The following is a 20,336-nucleotide window of genomic DNA, read 5'->3' as shown; positions in this document are numbered from 1 at the left end:
CGCCCCGCTCAGGCCCGCAACTCCCGGCGCAGTGTCACCTCGGTGCCGTCATCGGTACGCCGCACCGTCAGGTCACCCAGGGCGCTGATCAAAGACAGCCCGCGCCCCCGGAACCCAGAGTCGGTCGACTCACGCCACTGCCCGCTGTCGCGCACCGTGGCGACGACCGTCCGGTCCTCGATGGCCACCTCCACGCCGATCACCGGCTCGGCGGGGTGGAGCGGGTGCTCGATGGCATTGGCGGCGGCCTCCGAGACCGCCACGGTCAGGTCGAACAGGTCGGTCTCGTCGACGTCGTGCGCGACCAGGAAGTCCTCCAGGCGCTTGCGCAGCACACTCAACCGGGTCGGGTCCGCCGGCAGCCGCAACGCGAACCGGTTCAGCTCAGCCGCCTCCAGGGCGAGCACCGCCACGTCGTCGCGGCGCGGTCGGCTGGCGACCCGGTCGACCACCGTGTCGATCAGGTCCGCCACGTGCTCGCCCGGGGTGGCCGCGTCGACGCGCAACTGGGCCAGCGCGGCGTCGATGCCGACCTGCCGGTCCTCGATCAACCCGTCGGTGTAGAGCAGCAGCCGACCGCCGGCGGTCAGCTCCCCCTCGACCGTCTGGTACGTCGCGCCCGGAATGGCGCCGACCGGCGGGCCGAGCGCACGGTCGTGCAGGAACGCCGCGTCGCTCCCCCGGATCACCAGGGGGGACGGGTGACCGGCACTGGCATAGCGCAACCGGCCGGTACGCGGACTGAACAGCAGGCAGACCACTGTCGCGAAGGAGCGCCCCTCGGTGGACCCGACCAGCCGGTTGAGCCGGGTCAGCGACTCACCCGGGTCGAAGCCCTCCAGCAGGTACGCGCGCAGCGCGTTGCGCAGCTGCCCCATCGCCGCGGCGGCCTGCACGCCCTTGCCGACCACGTCGCCGATGACCAGCACCAACTCGTCGCTCTCCAGCGCGATCGCGTCGTACCAGTCGCCGCCGACCTCGACGTCGGCGGTGCCCGGCAGGTAGCGGCTCGCCACCACCGCGCCCGGCATCTGCGGCAGCGTCCTCGGCAGCAGGCTGTGCTGCAACGTGGTGGCGATGCGGTGTTCGGCCTCGTAGAGCTGGGCGTTCTCCAGCCGCACCCCGACCAGCCGGGCCAGTTGGGTAAGCGCGGCCTCGTCGGCCTGCGACTCGTCACCGGCCGCCTGCCAGACCCGCAACTCGCCGAGTTGTTCACCGCTCGTGCCGGTCAGCTCGGCCACGAAGGACGGGTCGGTGGCCGTGGCGCCGCCCGCGTCGGCCTCGAACCGGGCATCGGCCGAGGTGACCACCACCCGGGCCGCCTCGGCGAGACTGAGCGCGTGCCGGGCGGCGACCTCGAGGACGTCGCCGGTGGAGCGGGCCGTGTTCACCGCCACCGCCGCGTCGGCCAGTGCGCGCAGCCGACGGATGATCTGCCTGCGCAGCTGGCCCAGCTCGACGTTCGCCCGGACCCGGGCGATCAGCTCCTGCCCCGAGAACGGCTTGGTCAGGTAGTCGTCGGCGCCGACGGAGAGGCCGGCCACCGCCTCCGCGGAACCGGCCCGGGCGGAGAGCAGCACGATCGGCACATCACGGGTACGCGTATCCCCGCGCAACGCGCCGACCAGCCCGAACCCGTCCAACCGGGGCATCATCACGTCGGTGAGCACCAGGTCGAAACCGCCCTCGCGGGCCAGCTCCAGAGCCGCCAGACCGTCGCTCGCGGTGACCACCTCCCAGGTCGGGGAGAGCAACCGGGTGACGTGCTCACGCAGGTCGATGTTGTCGTCGACGACCAGGATCCGGCCGGCGGGAGTGCCCGCGGACGGTTGGCTGTCGAACTCCGGGCCCGTGTCGGCGCCGGACCACAGCGCTGTCTCCGCCACGTAGAGCCGGGCCTGCTCGGGCTGGCCGGCCGGCAGGGGGGCGAACCCGGCCACCCGGTCGGCGGGCAGGTGCGCCGACCCGAACGGGATGGTCACCGTGAAGGTGCTGCCCTCGTCGACCTGGCTGGTCAGCCCGACCGTGCCGCCGTGCATCTCGACCAGCTCGCGGACCAGCGCGAGACCGATCCCGGTGCCCTCGTGGGTGCGGGCGCGCACGCCGGGCACCCGGTGGAACCGCTCGAAGACGTGCGGCAACTCGGTCGGCACGATGCCCACGCCGGTGTCGGTGACGTCGAGTCGGGCCGCGCCGTCGACCGCACGGACCCGCACCCGGATCTCGCCGTCGAAGGTGAACTTCAGGGCGTTCGACACCAGGTTGAGGACGATCTTCTCCCACATGTCCCGGTCGACGAAGACCGGCGTCGGCAGCGGTGGGCAGTCCACCACCAGGCGTAACCCGGCACGGTCGGTGGCCGAACGGAAGGTGCTGGCGAGCCGGGCGGTGTAGCCGGCCAGGTCGGTGGGCTGGTAGCGGGCGGCGAGCCGACCGGATTCCAGCCGGGAGAAGTCCAGCACGGTGTTGACCAGCTTGAGCAGGCGCAGCGCGTTGCGGTGCATCATGGTGAGCCGGTCGATGTAGGGGGCGGGCAGCTTCGGGTCGGCCAGCATGTCCTCCATCGGGCCGAGCACCAGCGTCAGCGGGGTGCGGAACTCGTGGCTGACGTTGGCGAAGAAGTTGGTCTTCGCCCGGTCCAGTGCGGCCAGCTCGGCGGCACGGGCCCGCTCCTGCTGGTACGCCCGCTGGATGCTCACGGCCCGGGAGATCTGCGCGGCCACCAGGTCGAGGAAGTCGCGGTACTCGTCGGCGAGCGGCAGCCGACGGTCCACGCCGACGACCAACGCGCCGACCGTCTCGTTGGTCGCCATGAGCGGCAGTACGCGGGCGACGTCGGCCACGTCGGCCGGCGGCTGGTCGAACAGGTCGGCGACCTCGACGGTGGCGGGCCCCTCGGCGACCAACTGGGCGAACGCGTCCGCGGTCATGCCGACCGCGGCCGGGTCGGCGCCGGTCGCGCCGGTCAGGACGAACCGGCCGGCGGAGTCGGCCTGGTAGATCAACGCGAACGGCACGTCGGCCCGGTGCCGACCGAGCACGCTGACTGCGGTACGGCCCAGCTCGGCCGCGCTTGTCACGTCGACCAGCTCCGCGCCCAACTCCGCGAGCGCCCGCAGTCGACGCTCGCCGAGCACCCGCCCGGTGGTCTCGTTGACGATGCAGTAGACGCCGCTGACCGCGCCGTCGGCACCCCGGATCGGGTCGTACGCGATGTCGAAGTAGGTCTGCTCGACGAAGCCGTGCCGGTCCAGCAGGAACGGGTGGTCCTCGGCGCGGTAGGAGCGCCCGGTACGTCGTACCCCGTCCAGCAGCGGACCGAGCACCTCCCACGTCTCCACCCAGTGCTGCCGGGCCGGCTGCCCGAGCACGTGCGGATGCTTGCCGCCGATCGTCGGCCGGTAGGCGTCGTTGTAGAAGGCGAGCTGGTCGTCACCCCAGAACATGACGATCTGCGCGCTGGAGGCGAGCATCATGCCGACCGCGCTGGAGAGGGCCACCGGCCAGCGGGACGGCGCGCCCAGCGGCGCCGTGGACCAGTCGAAGGCCCGCAGCCGCTCGCCCAGCTCGCCGCCGTTCGAGAACGCGGCAGCCAGCAGCGGGGGGACCTCATCGCCGTCCGTGACGGAATGCCCCGCGTCCGCGCCCCCCTGAGCCGAGCTCATGCAGCCTCCCGCTCCGGCCGTGCCCCCAGCCGTTGATCTTCCGCGCCGTGCATCGACTTGTACCCAGGCGGATCAGCAACGTAACGCACGGCGGACCGTAGACGCTGGTTACCTACGCCGGGCCGGTCGGACACCCGACAGCGCGGGGCGGGCACCGGCCCCACCGGTGGCGCGGAAGCGGCCCGACGGCTCAGAAAACGGGCAACCCGTCGATGCTCGCGGCATTCTTGGTGGCCCGGTAGGTCACCAGGTCGTCGGCCGTACGCCGGGAGTGCGAGGTGAGCAACAGGTCGCGTTCCGCGCGGAAGTCCATCAGCGGCACGGCATAGCCGCAGGAGTCACTGACCCGCTCCACCTCGACGCTGATCACGGCCCGCACGGCGTGCACGTCCGGCGGCGCGGGGAACTCGGCGAGCCGGTCGGCGAAGGCGGCCTCGGTGACCGCGACGCTGCTGCCCCGGCCGTGCAGGCGGACGATCTTCGGCGGCCCCTCGAACGCGCAGAACATCAGCGTGATGCGGCCGTTGTCCCGCAGGTGGGCGATGGTCTCCGCACCGCTGCCGTGGTAATCCAGGTAGGCCACCCGGTGCGGGCCGAGGATCACGAAGGTGCCCGTCATGCCCTTCGGCGACACGTTGACGTGCCCCTGCGCACCGGACGGCGCGGTGGCCACGAAGAAGACCCGCTGGGCCTCGATGAAGTCCCGCAGACGACCGTCGATCTCCGCATACACCTTCCCCATGCGCTGATCCTTGCACCGGCCGCACCATCGGGCGGGGGGACGTACGTCACACCGCCGTCGGCCGGGCCGGACCCCGACTCTCGTCCCGGACGGTGACCGGAGGGGTGGGCCCTCGCCGACCGGCGGCTCTGACCAGCGCGGTGATTGGGCGAGGGTCCGCCTCGTTCTCCGGATGCCACTGCACACCGAGCACGAACGGGCGGTCCGGATCCTCGACAGCCTCGATCACCCCGTCCGCCGCCCACCCGGTGACCACGAGCCGCCCCGGGTCGGCGACCGCCTGATGGTGGTACGAGTTGACCCGCTCCACCCCGGCCAACACCGTGGCGGCAAGACTGCCCGGCGCGAACCGCACCGGATGGGCGCCGTAGACCCCCGGCGCCGGCCGATGCGCCTCGTGACCCACCACGTCGGGCAGATGCTGGTGCAGAGTGCCGCCGTAGGCCACCGCGAGCAACTGCATCCCCCGGCAGACGCCCAGCACCGGCAGCCCGGCGTCGAGCGCGGCGGCCAGCAGGGTCAGCTCACCGGCGTCCCGGTCCGGCCGGTCCTCGGTCCGCGGGTCGGGCGACTGGCCGTACCGCCCCGGGTCCACGTCCGCACCGCCGGCCAGCAGCAACCCGTCGAGGACGGCCAGCACGTCACCGTCCTCGTCGTCCGGCGGCAGCACCACCGCCCGGCCACCCGCGGCGGTCACCGCCCGGACGTACGCCTCGGGCACCAGCACCGCCCGCACGCCACGCCAGACCGCCCAGTCCGCGGGCTCGACGTACGCGCTGATCCCGATTAGTGGCCGCCTCACGGGACCGGCACCGTTCGCTCGCAAACCCGGCCCACTCCTCGCGCTCACAGCGGAGTGACATACGCGCCGGTGATGCCCCCATCCACCACGAACTGCGCGGCGGTCATGAACGAGGCGTCGTCGCTGGCCAGGAACGCCACCGCGGCGGCGATCTCCTCCGGCTGCCCGAACCGGCCCATCGGCACGTGCACCAGCCGACGCGCGGCCCGCTCCGGGTCGGCGGCGAACAACTCCAGCAGCAGCGGGGTCGCCACCGGGCCGGGGCAGAGCGCGTTGACCCGGATGCCCTCCCGGGCGAACTGGACACCCAACTCCCGGGTCATCGCCAGCACGCCCCCCTTGCTCGCGGTGTACGCGATCTGCGACGTCGCCGCACCCATCAGCGCCACGAACGAGGCGGTGTTGATGATCGAGCCCTTGCCCTGACGGCGCATGTGCGGAATCGCGTACTTGCAGCACAGGTAGACGCTCGTGGTGTTGACCCGCAGCACCCGCTCCCACGCGTCGAGCCCGGTGTCCAGGATGGAGTCGTCGTCCGGTGGGGAGATACCGGCGTTGTTGAACGCGACGTCGACCCGTCCGTGCCGCTCGGCGACCCCGTCGAAGAGGTCACGCACCGCCGCCTCATCGGCGACGTCGGCGGCCACGAACTCGCCGCCGCACTCCCGCGCGGCCCTCTCGCCGGCCGCCGCGTCGATGTCCACGCAGACCACCCGGGCACCCTCTGCGGCGAACCGCCGGACGGTGGCCAACCCGATCCCGCTACCCGCTCCGGTGACCACGGCCACCCGGTCCTGCAACCGACCCTGCACTGGCGTCACTCCTCTGTCGCGATGAACACGTTCTTGACGTCGGTGAAGGAATGCAGCGCGTCCGGACCCAGCTCACGGCCGAGCCCGGAGCGCTTCATCCCACCGAACGGGGTCCAGTAGCGCACCGAGGAGTGCGAGTTGACGCTCAGGTTGCCGGCCTCGACAGCGCGGGCCATCCGGAGGGCGCGACCGACGTCGCGGGTCCAGATCGAGCCGGAGAGACCGTACTCGGTGTCGTTGGCGAGCCGGATCGCGTCGGCCTCGTCGTCGAACGGGAGGACCGAGACCACCGGACCGAAGATCTCCTCCCGCCAGTGCCGGTCGGCGGGTGAGTCGGCCAGCAGCACCGTGGGCGCGTGCCAGAACCCCGGGCCGTCGGGGCAGGAGCCGGTGAAGGCGACAGTCGCCCCGGTCAGGTAGCCGGCGACCCGGTCGCGCTGGGCGGCGGAGATCAGGGGACCCATCTCGGCGGTGTCCCGGGACGGATCCTCCACCCGTACCGCCCGCACCGCCGGTTCGAGCAGTTCCAGGAAACGGTCGTACACCGGGCGTTGGACCAGGATCCGCGACCTGGCGCAGCAGTCCTGGCCGGCGTTGTCGAAGACCGCGCCCGGCGCGGTCGCGGCGGCGCGCTCCAGGTCGGCGTCGGCGAACACGATGTTGGCGCTCTTGCCACCCAACTCCAGGGTGAGTCGCTTCACCTGCGCGGCGCAGCCGGCCATGATCCGGGTGCCCACCTCGGTCGAGCCGGTAAAGCAGATCTTGCGGACGGCCGGGTGGCTGACGAACCGCTCCCCCACCACCGCGCCCTCGCCGGGGACGACGGTGAACACGTCCTCGGGCAAACCGGCCTCGCGGGCCAACTCGGCCAGGCGCAGCGCGGTGAGCGGGGTCAGCTCGGCGGGCTTGAGCACCACGGTGTTGCCGGCGGCGAGGGCCGGGACGAACCCCCAGGCGGCGATCGGCATCGGGAAGTTCCACGGCACGATCACGCCGACCACGCCGAGCGGCTCGTGGAAGGTGACGTCGAGCCCGCCGGGCACCGGGATCTGCCGCCCGGTCAGCCGCTCCGGCGCGCCCGCGTAGTAGTCCAGCACGTCCCGGACGTTGCCGGCCTCCCAGCGGGCGTTGCCGATGGTGTGCCCGGAGTTGCGAACCTCCAGCGCGGCCAACTCGTCCAGGTGCGCGTCGACAACAGCGGCGAACCGCCGCAACAACCGAGCCCGATCCCCCGGCGTGACCTTCCGCCACACCTCGAACGCGGCGACAGCCCGCGAGATCGCGGAATCAACGACCTCCACGGAGGCCCCCGGCACGTCCCGAAACCCAACCCCAGAAGCCGGATCAACAACCAAAGCCACCGTCACCACCCCTCTCCCGCGCTCCGCCGCGCTCCCCGCGCTCCCACGCTCCCGCGCGCTCCCCGCCCTCTGCCGCGATCTTGCAGTTACTGCCCCGACATAAGCCGCGATCCATCACGAATCAGCGACAGAAAGTGCAAGATCGCGGCGGAGGGTGGCGGCGCGGAACGCGGCGCGGTGGGTGGGTTAGAGGCGTTCGAAGCCACGGGTCAGCTCCCAGTCCGTCACCGCTGCGTCGAAGGCTTTCAGCTCGACTCTTGCCTGGTTGGCGTAGTGGGCTACCACCTCGTCGCCGAAGGCGTCGCGGGCCACGGTGGAGTTTTCCCAGAGGGTCAGGGCGTCGCGGAGGGTACCGGGGACGCGCTCGGCCTCCGGGTCGTCGTAGGCGTTGCCGGTGCACTCGTCGCCCAGCTCCAACTCCTGGTCGATGCCGTGCAGCGCGCCGGCGACCAGACCGGCGATCGCCAGGTACGGGTTGACGTCGGCGCCCGGCACCCGGTTCTCCACCCGCATGCCCTGCCCGTGCCCCACCACCCGCAGCGCGCACGTGCGGTTGTCCACTCCCCAGCGCAGCGCCGTCGGGGCGAACGACCCCGGCTGGTAGCGCTTGTAGGAGTTGATGTTCGGGGCGAAGAGCAGGCTGAACTCCCGCATGGTGGCGAGCAGCCCGGCGAGCACCCGCTGGCCGGTCTGCGACAGGTGCGCCGGCCCGTCGCCGAGCATCGCCGACGAGCCGGCCGAGTCCCGCAGTGAGAAGTGGATGTGGCAGGAGTTGCCCTCCCGCTCGTTCGGCTTGGCCATGAAGGTGATCGCCATGCCCTCCTGGGCGGCGATCTCCTTGGCCCCGTTCTTGTAGATCACGTGGTGGTCGGCGCACGCCACGGCCTCGTCGTAGCGGAAGGCGATCTCGTGCTGCCCGAGGTTGCACTCGCCCTTGGCGCTCTCCGGGGTGAGCCCCGCGCCGGCCATCTCGGTGCGGATGCGGCGCAGCAGCGGCTCCACCCGGGCGGTGCCGAGCAGCGAGTAGTCCACGTTGTATTGATTCGCCGGGGTGAGATCACGATAGCCGCGCCGCCAGGCGTCCTCGTACGAGTCGCGGAACAGCACGAACTCCAGCTCGGTGCCGGCGTACGCGGTCAGCCCGTGCTCGGCCAGCCGGGCCAGTTGCCGGCGCAGGATCTGCCGGGGCGAGGCGACCACGTCACCGGAGCCGTCCAGCCAGGTCAGGTCGGCGAGCAGCAGCGCGGAGCCGGGCTGCCAGGGCGTCCGGCGCAGGGTGTCGAAGTCGGGAACCATCGCGAAGTCGCCGTAGCCGCGTTCCCAGCTCGACATCGCGTACCCGTCGACGGTGTTCATGTCGACGTCCACGGCGAGCAGGTAGTTGCAGCCCTCACTGCCGCCCGCCACCACCTGGTCGAGGAAGTAGGGCGCGTGGAACCGCTTGCCCTGCAACCGGCCCTGCATGTCGACGAGGGCCAGCACCACGGTGTCGATCTCGCCCTCGGCGACGGCGACCCGCAGTTGTTCCAGCGTGAGCGGTGCTTTCCTCATTCGCGGGCCTCCATCACCAAGGTCTACTGGCAAACCGGACCACCGTCAATGCCCGCTGCGGCGACCCCCGCAAACGGGATCGCTCGGATGTGCGCAGGCGGCGGGCTGCGGCCGTACCCGCGTCCCGGTCCGCCGTGCGACGGACCGGGACGGTCGGGTCAGCCCGGCCCGTCGACCGGCGCCGGGTCGGGCGACCGGGCCGGGTCCTCGACGGTACGCACGGGGCCGGTGAACCACTTCCGGGCCGAGGCGTACCACCAGACGGCGACCACCAGCAGCACCCCGCCGACGGCCAGCGGCGCGTAGTTCACCGCCGACCAGGCGAAGTCGTCGTTGCCGGGCACCCCGGCGGGCACGATCGGCAGCACGAAGTAGACGGCGATGACCACGATCTCGATCACCGCTATCCAGCCGAGCACCTTGTACTTGCGCCCCAGCGTCCACGGGCCGGGGGTGAACCGGTCACCGAGGCGCAGTCGCAGCGCGATCGGGATGAGGAAGGACAGGTAGAGCCCGAGCACCGCGACGGAGACGACCGCGTAGAAGGCGATCGGGATGCCAGCCGAGCTCTCGTAGAGCGCCGGCAGGGTGAGCACCAGGCCGGCCAGGGTGGCGCCGATGATCGCGTTGGCCGGGGTGCCGTTGCGGTCGACCTTGGACCACAGCCGCCAGCCGGGCACGGCCCGGTCGCGGCTGAACGCGTACGTCATGCGGCTCATCGAGGTCACGCAGCTCATGCCGCAGAAGAACTGCCCGATGGTGGAGATGATGATGACGATCTTGAAGAATACCGGGGTGAGCGCCGACTCGAAGATGGCGCCGGAGAAGCCACCCGCGGCGTTGACCGCCTCGACGTCGGTGGCCGCGAAGAGGAACGCCAGCAGCAGGATCCAGCCGCCGATCGCCGAATAGAAGATCGACTGCCAGAGCCCGCGGGCGGCGGCCTGCGAGGCGCCGCGGGTCTCCTCGGAGACGTGCGCGCAGGCGTCGAAGCCGGTGATCGTGTACTGGGTGAGCAGGAAGCCCAGCGGCAGCACGTAGAACCAGAAGGTCAACCCGCCGATGTCCCCGTCACCGAAGCCGGAGTTGTTGAACCGCTCGGTGAACACGAACTGGAAGCTCTGGTGGTTGTCCGGGACGAAGACCAGGATGGCCACCACGGCGGCAGCGCCGGCCACGTGCCACCAGACCGAGACGTTCTGGAGTACGTCGATGATCCGGTGCCCGAAGACGTTGATCAGCCCGTGCAGCGCCAGGATGATCACGAAGAGAATGAACGCCTGGCGCAGCGTGCCGGCCCAGCCGTCGAAGAGCGCCGACAGGGTGAGGTTGAGGAACGTCGCGCAGCCGTAGTCGACCGACGCGGTGACCGCGACCAGGCCGATCAGGTTCAACCAGCCGGTGAACCAGCCGTGCACCGGACGACCCATGGTGGCCGCCCACCAGTAGATCCCGCCGGCCGTCGGGTACGCCGACACCAGCTCGGCCATGCAGAAGCCGATGATCAGGATGAACAGTGAGATCAGCGGCCAGCCCCAGGAGATGGCGACCGGCCCGCCGTTGTTCCACGCCTGGCCGAACGTGGTGAAGCAGCCGGCCAGGATGGAGATGATGGAGAACGAGATGGCGAAGTTGGAGAAGCCACTCCACTTACGGCGCAGTTCCTGTTTGTAGCCGAGTTCGGCGAGCCGTCGGGCGTCCTCGTCCATCGGTTGCTCGGCGGTCGGCACGGGGGTCGTGGCCACTGCACACCTCCCTGAGGTGGTTCCGCGTGCGAGTGGGCAAAGTGTGATCCTGGCCGATTAAGGCGGTCAATACGTTGGTCGGTGGGAATCGCACCGCCGTCGCGGTAATTGTGTTGCCACGCCGGCCACCCGGCCGCATCCTTGACCTCGTGACCAGGCCCGATCACGACGGGCCGACCCCGGGCGCTCGGACCGCCCGGACCGCGGCGGCGCGGGGCACAGCCTCTCTCTCACGGACGGCACCGCCGTACCCAAATGTGCCCCGCGCCCCCTCCTCCTGATCGCCGACGAAAAGCGGTCAGGTGAGGAGGAGGCCGGTTGCCCAGAGGACCGCGATGACCAGGCCGGCCAGGAACTCCACCAGCATCGACAGGCCGGCCGCCTTGAGCGCCTGCACGGTGGACGGCCAGGCGAGCTGGTGGCTGCCGAGCCGCAGCCGCTCCGCCGCCCACACCCCGCCGACGAAGCCGAGCACCAGCCCCACGATCGGCACCACGAAGAACCCGACGATGCCGAGCACGCCGCCCGCGAGCAGCGTGGACGTCGGCACGCCGGTGCGTTTCAGGTTCCGCCCGGGCCACGCGTACTTGATCACGGCGCCGGACACGGCGACAAACGTGGCGGCGGCGAACACCGCCCAGCCACCCACGCCGGCACCGCCGAAGATCGCCCAGACCAGGACACCGCCCCAGCACAGCGGCAGCGCCGGCAGACCTGGCACCACCACGCCTGCCAACCCGGCCAGGATGGCCAGCGCGGCCACCACGGTCACCACCGTCTGTGAGTCCGTCAGGCTCACGCCGCCACCCCGCCGCGTAGTCGGGCCGTGATCACATCGGCCGGGGCCGGGGCGCCGAAGTACCGCCCCTGACCGGTGTCGCAGCGCAGCGCCCGCAGCCGTTCCGCCTGCACCCCGGTCTCCACCGCCTCGGCGGTGACCCACAGCTCCAGGGCGTGCGCGAGCCGGACCAACGCGTCGACGATCCGCTCGTCACGGTGGTCGGCCACGACGTCCGTCCCGTCGGCGCGGATGCCCTCGACGAACGGGCCGGCCAGTTTCAGACAGTGGATCGGCAGCCGGCGCAGGTACGCCAGGTTGGAGTAGCCGGTGCCGAAGTCGTCCACGGCCAGCCGGACGCCGAGCGCCGCGAGCCGGTGCAGGCTGCGCAGCGGCTCCCCGGCGCTGCCCATCACGGCGCTCTCGGTCAACTCCAGTTGGAGAAGCTCCGCCGGCAGCCCGCTGGTGGCCAGCACGTCCGCCACCGTCTCGACGATCGCCGGGTCGTCGGCCTGCCGGGCGGCCAGGTTGACGCTGACCACCAGCCGAGCCTCGGGGAACTCCCGCCACCACCGTTCGGCGTCCTGGCAGGCCTGCCGCAACACCCACTCGCCGAGCCCGACGATCAGGCCGGTCTCCTCGGCCAGGCCGATGAACCGGTCCGGGCCGATCAGGCCCAACTCCGGGTGCTCCCAGCGGACCAGCGCCTCCACCGCGAGCATGGTGCCCTCCAGCAGCGACACGATCGGCTGGTAGTGCACCACGAACTCGCCCCGGTCAAGCGCGGCGGGTAGCCCGGCGACAAGCGCCGACCGGGCGATGTCGCGGGCGCTGCGCTCGGGGTCGTACACCGCCCACCGGCCACGGCCGGCGGCCTTGGCCCAGTAGAGCGTGGTGTCGGCGGCCTTCATCAGCTCCGAGGCGGTGGTCTCCGCGGCCGGGCAGTCCACGATGCCCACGCTGGCGGAGACCGCCAACTGCTGGTCGCCGACGTGCACCGGGGCGGCGACGGCGGCCAGCGCCGCCTCCGCCACGGCCACCGCGTCGGCGGTGCCGGCCCCGCCGTCGACCAGGATCACGAACTCGTCGCCACCCATCCGGGCGACCAGGTGGCCGTGGTCGGCCACGCACTCGGCCAGCCGCCGGCCGATCACCACCAGCAGCCGGTCACCGAGGTCGTGGCCGAGGCTGTCGTTGATCGCCTTGAAGCCGTCCAGGTCGAGGAAGCACACCCCGACCCGCTGCCCGGCACCCGCGGTGTCGAGGACCCGGCCCAGCGTTTCGAAGAACAGCGTCCGGTTGGGCAGCCCGGTCAGCGGGTCGTGGGACGCCTGGAAGCGCAGCCGCTGCTGGAGTTCGTACCGCTCGGTGATGTCCTCGATCATGGCGACGGTGAAGCGGGGTCGGCCGTCGTCGTGCCGGATCAGCGAGACGACCAGGTTGGTCCAGACGACGCTGCCGTCCTTGCGGTAGTAGCGCTTCTCGGCCCGCGCCGACTCGTGCTTGCCCTCGATCAACTCTTGGTACAGCTCCCACATGCCGGCGGTGTCGTCGGGGTGGAACAGCCCCGCCACGTTTGTCTCACACAACTCCTCGATCGAGTAGCCGAGCATGTCGGCGAACGCCTGGTTGACGTCGAGGATCTGACCGTCCACCCCGGCGATGCCGATCCCGATGGCGGCGCCGGTGAAGACCGCCCGGAACCGCGCCTCGCTGTCGCGCAGCGCCTGCTCGACCTCGTCGCGTGCCTGCCACGCCGACCGCGCGATCCGCTCCTGCTGGGTGAAGGTGCGGTCGCGCAACGCGCGGGCGAACCCGGCCGCCAGGCCGCCCTGCACGGCCGCGATCCGCCGGGTCAGGTCGACCGGTCGGTCGTCGGCGGTCAGCACCCGCTGGGGAAAATCGTCACCGAGGGCGCGCAGCGACCACTCCAACGCCCGGGGCTCGGTCAGGTGCGCCTCCACCAGCGCCCGCCCGACCTCCTCGGCGGGACGGACCGAGAACGGCTCTGCCCGCAGGGCCTGGGCCAGCCGGAGGGTGTGTGCCAGCAGCAGCCGCTCGGTCTCGGCCGCGCTGAGCGGCACGAAACCGAGGCGGCGTACCGCGCGGGCCCAGTCGGCGGCGTAGCCCTGGGCGTCGGCACGGCCGACGTCGACTCCGGTGGGGTCCGGGACGGCGGCCACGGGGTCAGCCGACGGACTGGTCGTACCGGGCCACCGCCCCGAAGGCGCCGAACCTCTCGGGGTGCTCGTCCACATCGGACGGCGAGTCGGGACGCCAGAGCGGCATGTGCACGACGCCCGGTTCGAGGACGGTCCAGTCGCCGAAGAACCCGGTGACCTGCGCGCGGGAGCGCAGGGTGATCTCGGTGTCGGTACGCGAGGAGAGACGCTGGGCGTCCAGCATCTCCTGCGGCTGGTCCTCGAAGGTGGAGTGCGAGATGACCAGGAAGCTGCCGGGCGCGGCGGCCGCCCGCAGGGTCGCCAGGATGTCATCGGGCCGGTCGGCGTCCGGGATGAAGTGCACCACCCCGGCCAGCAGGATGCCCATCGGCCGGCTGAAGTCGATCAACCCGAGCCGCCGGGTCTCGTCGAGGATGCGCTCCGGCTCACGCAGGTCGGCGTGGATCACCCCGGTCAGGTCGTTGCCGGCGAGCAGTTCCCGGCTGTGCGCGACGGCCACCGGGTCGATGTCGACGTAGACCACCCGGGCCTTCGGGTTCGCCGACTGGGCCACCTCGTGCACGTTGCCCACGGTGGGAATTCCGGAGCCGATGTCGAGGAACTGATCGATGCCGGCGTCGAGCAGCGCGCGTACGGCCCGGCGCAGGAACTCCCGACCGGAGCGCATGGTGGCGGCGAGGTTCGGGGTCATGCTGGCGATCTGCTCGGCCAACTGCCTGTCGATCTCGAAGTTGTGTGCCCCACCCAGGAAATAGTCGTACACCCGGGCCGCGCTCGGCCTGGTCAGATCGATCTCGGTCGGCAGTCCGTCCGGCATCAGCGTGCTCCCCAGTTCATCGCCGCGGCGCGAGGCGGCTCCGGCGTCGGCGGGCCCGCGCGACCACCGGCCGACCCCGCGGTTCGTGTGGTGTGGACCACTCTAGGCCGCCGACTCCCGCGTTCGGGAGATCCCTTCACGCTCTTTCCGCGCTCAGGCCGCCGACTCCAGCAACAGCGAGATGCCCTGACCGACGCCGATGCACATGGTGGCCAGCGCCCGGCTGCCACCGCGACGGCGCAACTCCAGGGCGGCGGTCAACGCCAGCCGGGCGCCGCTGGCACCCAGCGGGTGCCCGAGCGCGATGGCACCGCCGTTCGGGTTGACGTGCTCGGCGTCGACCGGCAGGCCCAGCTCCCGCAGCACCGCCACCGACTGCGCGGCGAACGCCTCGTTCAGCTCGATCACATCCACCGCGCTCAACTCGACACCGACGCGGTCAAGCAGCTTGCGGGTGGCCGGCACCGGGCCGATCCCCATGATCCGGGGCGGCACGCCGGCTGCCGCCGCACCGCCGATGCGGGCCAGCGGGGTCAGGCCGTACCGGGCGACCGCCGCCTCGCTGGCCACCAGCAGCGCGACCGCGCCGTCGTTGACGCCCGAGGAGTTGCCCGCGGTCACCGTGCCGCCGTCGCGGAACGGGGTGGGCAGCGCGGCCAACTTCGCAAGCGTGGTCTCCCGGGGGTGCTCGTCGGCCTCGACCAGCCGGGTCTCCCGGCGGCCGGCCGGCACGGTGACCGGCACGATCTCCTCGGCGAACCGGCCGTCGGCCTGCGCCTTGGCCGCGCGCTGCTGTGAGCGGTACGCGAAGGCGTCCTGCTCGGCGCGGCTGACGCCGTACTCGGCGGCCACGTTCTCCGCCGTCTCCGGCATCGAGTCGACCCCCCAGCCGTCGCGCATCAGCGGGTTGACCAGCCGCCAGCCCAGGGTGGTGTCGTGCACCTCGGCCGAGCGGGAGTACGCCGACGTGGCCTTCGGCATGACGAACGGCGCCCGGCTCATGCTCTCCACCCCACCCGCGACCACCAGCTCCGCCTCTCCGGCCACGATGGACCGGGCGGCGGTGGCGAGGGCGTCCAGCCCGGAGCCGCAGAGCCTGTTGACCGTGCTGCCCGGCACCTCCTCGGGCAGACCGGCCAGCAGCGCCGCCATCCGGGCCACGTTGCGGTTGTCCTCGCCGGCCTGGTTGGCGCAGCCCAGCACGACGTCGTCGACGCGGGCCCAGTCCACCGACGGGTGGCGGGCCACCAACTCGCGGATCACGTGCGCGGCCAGGTCGTCGGGGCGGACGCCGGCCAGCGCGCCGGCGTACCGGCCGATCGGGGTACGGACACCGGCCACCAGGTATGCCACGGTCATCGCGAGTCCTTCGGGGGTGCAGACGGCGGGGGTGGGGGCACGCCCACCGGGTCGCGGAGGCTGCCGGCCGCCAGGATATCCGCGCCGGCAGCGGATAGGTTGACGGCATGGCCCCGGCCCAGTTCAGCGCAGAGACCAGCGGCGACGGCGCGTTCGTCCGCCAGCCCAACCGGTTCACCGGTCGGGTCACCCCGCACTCGACCTCCCCGCCCGGCGGCGGCCCCGACGATCAGGACCGCTGGCCGCTGGAGGCCGGTCGTTACCGGCTGATCTGGTGCCGCGCGTGCCCGTGGGCGCACCGGGCGAAGATCGTGCGCGGCCTGCTCGGCCTGGACGACGCGATCTCGCTGGGCACCGTCGACCCGATCCGGGACGAGCGCGGCTGGGCGTTCGCCCTCGACCCGGATGGCTTCGACCCGGTCCTCGGCGTCGGTTTCCTCTCCGAGGCGTACCTGGCCACCGACCCGGACTACACCGGCCGGGTGACCGTCCCGGCGCTGGTCGACACGCTGACCGGCCGGGTGGTGACCAACGACTACCCGCAGCTCACCCTCGACTTCTCCACCGAGTGGCGGCGGCTGCACGCCCCCGACGCACCGGATCTGTACCCGGTCGAACTGCGCCCCGAGATGGACGCGCTGATGGCCGAGATCCACACCGACGTCAACAACGGCGTCTACCGGTGCGGGTTCGCCACCTCGCAGGAGGCGTACGACGAGGCGTTCCGGGCGCTCTTCGCCCGGTTGGACGCGCTGTCGCGGCGGCTGGCCGGGCAGCGCTACCTGATGGGCGACGCGATCACCGAGGCCGACGTGCGGCTGTTCACCACGCTGGTCCGCTTCGACGCCGCGTACCACGGGCACTTCAAGTGCAACCGCGACAAACTGACCGAGATGCCGGTGCTATGGGCGTACGCCCGGGACCTGTTCCAGACCCCGGGCTTCGGCGAGACGGTGGACTTCGACCACATCAAGCGGCACTACTACGGCACCCACCGGGAGATCAACCCGAGCGGCATCGTGCCGCTCGGGCCTTACGAGGCCGGCTGGACCACGCCGCACGGGCGTGACTGAGCCGGGCCGGGCCGGCACCGGGGCCGCGTCCGTCGCCCGCAGGGACATCGCCCGCCGGGCCGCCGCGTCGGCCGCTGCCGGGGGCGCGCTGGCCGGCGCGGTCGCGGTGACGTTCGCGGTGGTCTTCGGTCCGGGTCCAGGCCTCACCGGGTACGTGAGCGAGGCGGGCATCGCCGGCAGCGCGTACGCCGCGGCGTACCGGATCGGGGTCCTGGCGTTGGCCGGCGCGTTGCTGCTGCTCGCCGTGGCGCTGCCCCCGGGGGTGCGGATCGCGCCGGCGCTGCTCGCCACCAGCGCGGTGTTCACCGCCGTGTCCGGGGCGGTGACCTGCTCGGCCGGTTGCCCGCTGCCGCCGTTCGAGCGGGCGACGGTGGCCGACCTGGTGCATGGCGGCGCGAGCATCGTGGCGACCGCGGCGGTGGTCCTCACCATGGCCGTGCTGGCCGGGTCCGAGCAGTCGGGTCCGGCGGTGCGCCGGCTGGCCGCTCGCGCGGCGACGCTCGCCTTTCCGCTGTGCGCGGCGGTCGGGGTGGCCATGCTCGTCGTCGGCCGGGGAACCCTGGTGGGCGTGTTGGAACGGCTGGTCCTCGGGCTCGCGGTGCTGTGGGCGGTGGCCACCGCCACCACGCTGGCCCTGAGCAGGTTTATTCCGCAGCTTGAGGTTGCGCGACGGTAAGGAGCATCACGGCCAGCACTCCTTGCGGTGGCCCACCATCGGCGTAACCTCGCTCAGCGATGACCAATGTCTGGGGCCTCACCGTTCGCCTGTATGTCGATCTTCGACTGCAGGCCAGCGGCATCTGTCCGGCGTAGCCGCCCTCCCCGCGCCTACCTCGACCAGACCCCGACAATTGGATACGTTCTCATGTCTTTCGGCCTGCGCAAGATCCCCTTCTCCGTGCAGATACTGCTCGGCCTCGTGCTCGGCGTCGCACTCGGTTTCGTTGCCCGAAGCAATGACCTGAGCTGGCTGACCACCACCCTGCACACCGTCGGCAGCCTCTTCATCCAACTCCTCAAGCTGGCCGTGCCGCCGCTGGTCTTCACCGCCATCGTGGTCAGCGTGGTCAGCCTGCGCGGCGTGGCCAACGCCGCCCGGCTCGCGCTGAAGACCCTGATGTGGTTCGGCATCACCGCGCTGATCGCGGTGAGCATCGGCATCGGCATCGGCCTGCTCACCAACCCGGGCAGGGGCGTCACCCTCGACCTGGGCGGCGCGGCACCGCCGAAGAACACCGGCTCCTGGACCGACTTCCTCACCGGCATCGTGCCCACCAACCCGGTCGGCGCGTTCGTCGAGGGCAACGTCCTCCAGATCGTCTTCCTCGCCCTCGTGGTCGGCGCCGCGGCGCTGCTGGTCGGCGACGCCGCCGAGCCGTTCGTGGCGCTGAACCGCTCCCTGCTGGAGATCGTGCAGAAGGCACTCTGGTGGGTGATCCGGCTCGCCCCGATCGGCACCATCGGCCTGCTCGGCAACGCCGTCGCCTCGTACGGCTGGGACCTGCTGGCCCCCCTCGCGAAGTTCGCCACCGACGTCTACGTCGGCTGCGCCATCGTGCTGTTCGTGGTCTACCCGCTGGTGCTGATCCTCGCCGGCCGGCTCAACCCGCTGCGCTTCTTCGCCGGCGCCTGGCCGGCGATCGAGCTGGCGTTCGTGTCCCGCTCCTCGGTGGGCACCATGCCGGTGACCCAGCGCTCCGTCGAGCGGCTCGGCGTGCCCCGCGAGTACGCCTCGTTCGCCGTGCCGTTCGGTGCCACCACGAAGATGGACGGCTGCGCCGCCATCTACCCGGCGCTCGCCGCGATCTTCGTGGCCCAGGTGTTCGGCGTGCACCTCGGCATTACCGACTACCTGCTCATCGCCTTCGTCTCGGTCGTCGGCTCGGCGGCCACCGCCGGCCTGACCGGCGCGATCGTGATGCTCACCCTCACCCTGAGCACGCTGGGTCTGCCGCTGGCCGGCGCCGGCCTGCTGCTGGCCATCGACCCGATCCTGGACATGGTCCGGACCGCCACCAACGTGGCCGGGCAGGCACTCGTGCCGACCGTCGTCGCCGCCCGCGAGGGCACCCTCGACCGGGCCGCGTACAACGCCGCCGGTCGACGGGACCTGACCGACCCGGAGCCGGCTCCGCCGGCGCGCCCCGACCGGCGGGACGAGCTGAGCCCCGTCCCGGCCTGACCTCGGCACACCGACATCGACGGACCCCTCCGCACGGGGTCCGTCGGCGTTTCCGAAAGGATGACGATATGAGCTCCCTGTTCGCACCGCTGGCCCTGCGCGCGGTCACTCTGCCCAACCGGATCGCCCTGGCGCCGATGTGCCAGTACTCCGCCGGCCCGGACGGCCTGCCCACCGACTGGCACCTGATCCATCTCGGCAGCCGCGCGGTCGGTGGCGCCGGGCTGGTGCTGAGCGAGGCGACGGCCGTGCTGCCCGAGGGCCGGATCAGCCCGCAGGACACCGGGCTGTGGTCCGACGCGCACGTCGACGCGTGGCGACCGGTGACCGCGTTCGTGGCCGCCCACGGCGCGGTGCCGGCCGTCCAGCTCGCGCACGCCGGGTTCAAGGCCTCCACGTACCGGCCGTGGGCACCGGAGCGCGGCGGCGTACCGGACGCCGAGGGCGGCTGGACGCCCGTCGCCCCCGGGTCGGAGCCGTTCGCCGCCGACTACCGGACGCCGACCGCCCTCGACGCGGCAGGCATCGCCGGGGTCGTCGAGGCGTTCGGCACCGCCGCCGAGCGGGCCCTCGCCGCCGGCTTCGCCGCCGTGGAGATCCACGCCGCACACGGCTACCTGCTGCACGAGTTCCTGTCGCCGCTGAGCAACCACCGCACCGACGGCTACGGCGGTGACCGGGCCGCCCGGATGCGGCTCACCCTGGAGGTGGCCCGGGCGGTACGCGCTGCGGTCGGCGAGAGCGTGCCGGTGCTCACCCGGATCTCCGCCACCGACTGGGTCGAGGGCGGCTGGACGATCGAGGACAGCGTCGTGCTCGCCGGCGAGCTGGCCGGTGTCGGCGTCGACCTGGTCGACGCGTCCTCTGCCGGCATCAGCGTGGCCCAGCGCATCCCGCTCGGCCCCGGCTACCAGGTGCCGCTGGCGGCGCAGATCCGCCGCGAGGCCGGCGTACCGACCGGCGCGGTCGGCCTGATCGTCGAGCCGGAGCACGCCGAGCAGATCATCGCCAACGGCGAGGCCGATCTGGTGCTGCTCGGCCGGGAACTGCTGCGTGACCCGTACTGGCCCCGCCGGGCCGCCGCGAAACTCGGCGTCGCGTACAACGGGCCGGCGCAGTACGCCCGCGCCTGATCCCCGCCGGGCGGGGGGGCGGGGGGGGCCCCCCCCCCCCCCCCCCCGCCCCCGGGGCCCCCCCCCCCCCCCCCCCGGCGGCCCCCCACACGCCCCGCCCGCGCGCGGGGGTGGGGTATTGGGGGAGCGGGAG

The 20,336-nt window shown here is 72.2% G+C and carries 15 protein-coding genes; 4 read left to right on the top strand and 11 right to left on the bottom strand.

The genetic code is table 11. The features are described 5' to 3' along the window. Positions 1-8: 8 nt before the first annotated feature. From ABZ808_RS27840 to pcaF, 11 genes are all read right to left on the bottom strand, one after another. A complete protein-coding gene (locus tag ABZ808_RS27840; RefSeq protein ID WP_357012061.1) occupies positions 9-3,665 on the bottom strand; it encodes a SpoIIE family protein phosphatase in 3,657 nt (1,218 codons plus the stop codon). A 190-nt stretch (positions 3,666-3,855) separates the two neighbouring features. Then, complete coding sequence (locus ABZ808_RS27835) at positions 3,856-4,407, bottom strand: pyridoxamine 5'-phosphate oxidase family protein (protein ID WP_357012059.1); 552 nt, start codon at positions 4,405-4,407, stop codon at positions 3,856-3,858. Between the two features lie 46 nt (positions 4,408-4,453). Continuing rightward, positions 4,454-5,209, bottom strand: coding sequence for a gamma-glutamyl-gamma-aminobutyrate hydrolase family protein (locus tag ABZ808_RS27830; protein WP_357012057.1), 756 nt, complete (start codon positions 5,207-5,209; stop codon positions 4,454-4,456). A 44-nt stretch (positions 5,210-5,253) separates the two neighbouring features. Further along, on the bottom strand, positions 5,254-6,021 hold the full coding sequence (locus ABZ808_RS27825; protein WP_357012055.1) for a 3-oxoacyl-ACP reductase: 768 nt from the start codon (positions 6,019-6,021) through the stop codon (positions 5,254-5,256). A gap of 5 nt (positions 6,022-6,026) precedes the next feature. Further along, on the bottom strand, positions 6,027-7,388 hold the full coding sequence (locus tag ABZ808_RS27820; RefSeq protein ID WP_357012053.1) for an aldehyde dehydrogenase family protein: 1,362 nt from the start codon (positions 7,386-7,388) through the stop codon (positions 6,027-6,029). 180 nt (positions 7,389-7,568) lie between these two features. Beyond that, complete coding sequence (locus ABZ808_RS27815; protein ID WP_357012050.1) at positions 7,569-8,933, bottom strand: glutamine synthetase family protein; 1,365 nt, start codon at positions 8,931-8,933, stop codon at positions 7,569-7,571. A 158-nt stretch (positions 8,934-9,091) separates the two neighbouring features. Then, positions 9,092-10,678: an amino acid permease gene (locus ABZ808_RS27810; RefSeq protein ID WP_357012048.1), complete on the bottom strand. Its 1,587-nt coding sequence runs from the start codon at positions 10,676-10,678 to the stop codon at positions 9,092-9,094. 298 nt (positions 10,679-10,976) lie between these two features. Continuing rightward, entirely contained in the window at positions 10,977-11,477 is a 501-nt protein-coding gene (locus ABZ808_RS27805; protein ID WP_357012046.1) for a DUF456 domain-containing protein, read from the bottom strand. After that, on the bottom strand, positions 11,474-13,639 hold the full coding sequence (locus ABZ808_RS27800) for an EAL domain-containing protein (protein ID WP_357012044.1): 2,166 nt from the start codon (positions 13,637-13,639) through the stop codon (positions 11,474-11,476). Before ABZ808_RS27800 ends, ABZ808_RS27805 begins: the two co-directional genes overlap by 4 nt. 4 nt (positions 13,640-13,643) lie before the next feature. Beyond that, positions 13,644-14,456 carry an SAM-dependent methyltransferase gene (locus ABZ808_RS27795; protein WP_357012042.1) on the bottom strand — a complete coding sequence of 271 codons (813 nt, stop codon included), beginning with the start codon at positions 14,454-14,456 and terminating at the stop codon, positions 13,644-13,646. Between the two features lie 153 nt (positions 14,457-14,609). Continuing rightward, complete coding sequence (pcaF, locus tag ABZ808_RS27790) at positions 14,610-15,815, bottom strand: 3-oxoadipyl-CoA thiolase (protein WP_357012040.1); 1,206 nt, start codon at positions 15,813-15,815, stop codon at positions 14,610-14,612. Positions 15,816-15,922: 107 nt separating this feature from the next. On the opposite strand from pcaF, the gene ABZ808_RS27785 reads away from it, so the two are divergent. The 4 genes from ABZ808_RS27785 to ABZ808_RS27770 all read left to right on the top strand — a co-directional run bounded on the left by ABZ808_RS27785 (position 15,923) and on the right by ABZ808_RS27770 (position 20,203). Next, positions 15,923-16,888 carry a glutathione S-transferase C-terminal domain-containing protein gene (locus tag ABZ808_RS27785; RefSeq protein ID WP_357012038.1) on the top strand — a complete coding sequence of 322 codons (966 nt, stop codon included), beginning with the start codon at positions 15,923-15,925 and terminating at the stop codon, positions 16,886-16,888. Beyond that, complete coding sequence (locus ABZ808_RS27780; protein WP_357012036.1) at positions 16,881-17,564, top strand: DUF998 domain-containing protein; 684 nt, start codon at positions 16,881-16,883, stop codon at positions 17,562-17,564. Before ABZ808_RS27785 ends, ABZ808_RS27780 begins: the two co-directional genes overlap by 8 nt. 201 nt (positions 17,565-17,765) lie before the next feature. Next, entirely contained in the window at positions 17,766-19,070 is a 1,305-nt protein-coding gene (locus tag ABZ808_RS27775; RefSeq protein ID WP_357012415.1) for a dicarboxylate/amino acid:cation symporter, read from the top strand. 68 nt (positions 19,071-19,138) lie between these two features. Then, positions 19,139-20,203 (top strand): NADH:flavin oxidoreductase/NADH oxidase, encoded by a 1,065-nt coding sequence (locus ABZ808_RS27770; protein ID WP_357012033.1) that lies wholly within the window; start codon positions 19,139-19,141, stop codon positions 20,201-20,203. The last annotated feature ends 133 nt before the right edge of the window (positions 20,204-20,336 follow it).

The organism is Micromonospora sp. NPDC047527 (assembly GCF_040643015.1).
Classification (GTDB): Bacteria; Actinomycetota; Actinomycetes; order Mycobacteriales; family Micromonosporaceae; genus Micromonospora.
The sequence above is the reverse complement of the archived record's forward strand: the minus strand, read 5'-3'. Positions and strand labels throughout refer to the sequence as shown.

Coding starts and splice junctions, on each gene's coding strand:
- ABZ808_RS27840 (WP_357012061.1), bottom strand. CDS start 3,665: ATGAGCTCGGCTCAGGGGGGCGCGGACGCGGGGCATTCCGTCACGGAC.
- ABZ808_RS27835 (WP_357012059.1), bottom strand. CDS start 4,407: ATGGGGAAGGTGTATGCGGAGATCGACGGTCGTCTGCGGGACTTCATC.
- ABZ808_RS27815 (WP_357012050.1), bottom strand. CDS start 8,933: ATGAGGAAAGCACCGCTCACGCTGGAACAACTGCGGGTCGCCGTCGCC.
- ABZ808_RS27795 (WP_357012042.1), bottom strand. CDS start 14,456: ATGCCGGACGGACTGCCGACCGAGATCGATCTGACCAGGCCGAGCGCG.
- pcaF (WP_357012040.1), bottom strand. CDS start 15,815: ATGACCGTGGCATACCTGGTGGCCGGTGTCCGTACCCCGATCGGCCGG.
- ABZ808_RS27785 (WP_357012038.1), top strand. CDS start 15,923: ATGGCCCCGGCCCAGTTCAGCGCAGAGACCAGCGGCGACGGCGCGTTC.
- ABZ808_RS27770 (WP_357012033.1), top strand. CDS start 19,139: ATGAGCTCCCTGTTCGCACCGCTGGCCCTGCGCGCGGTCACTCTGCCC.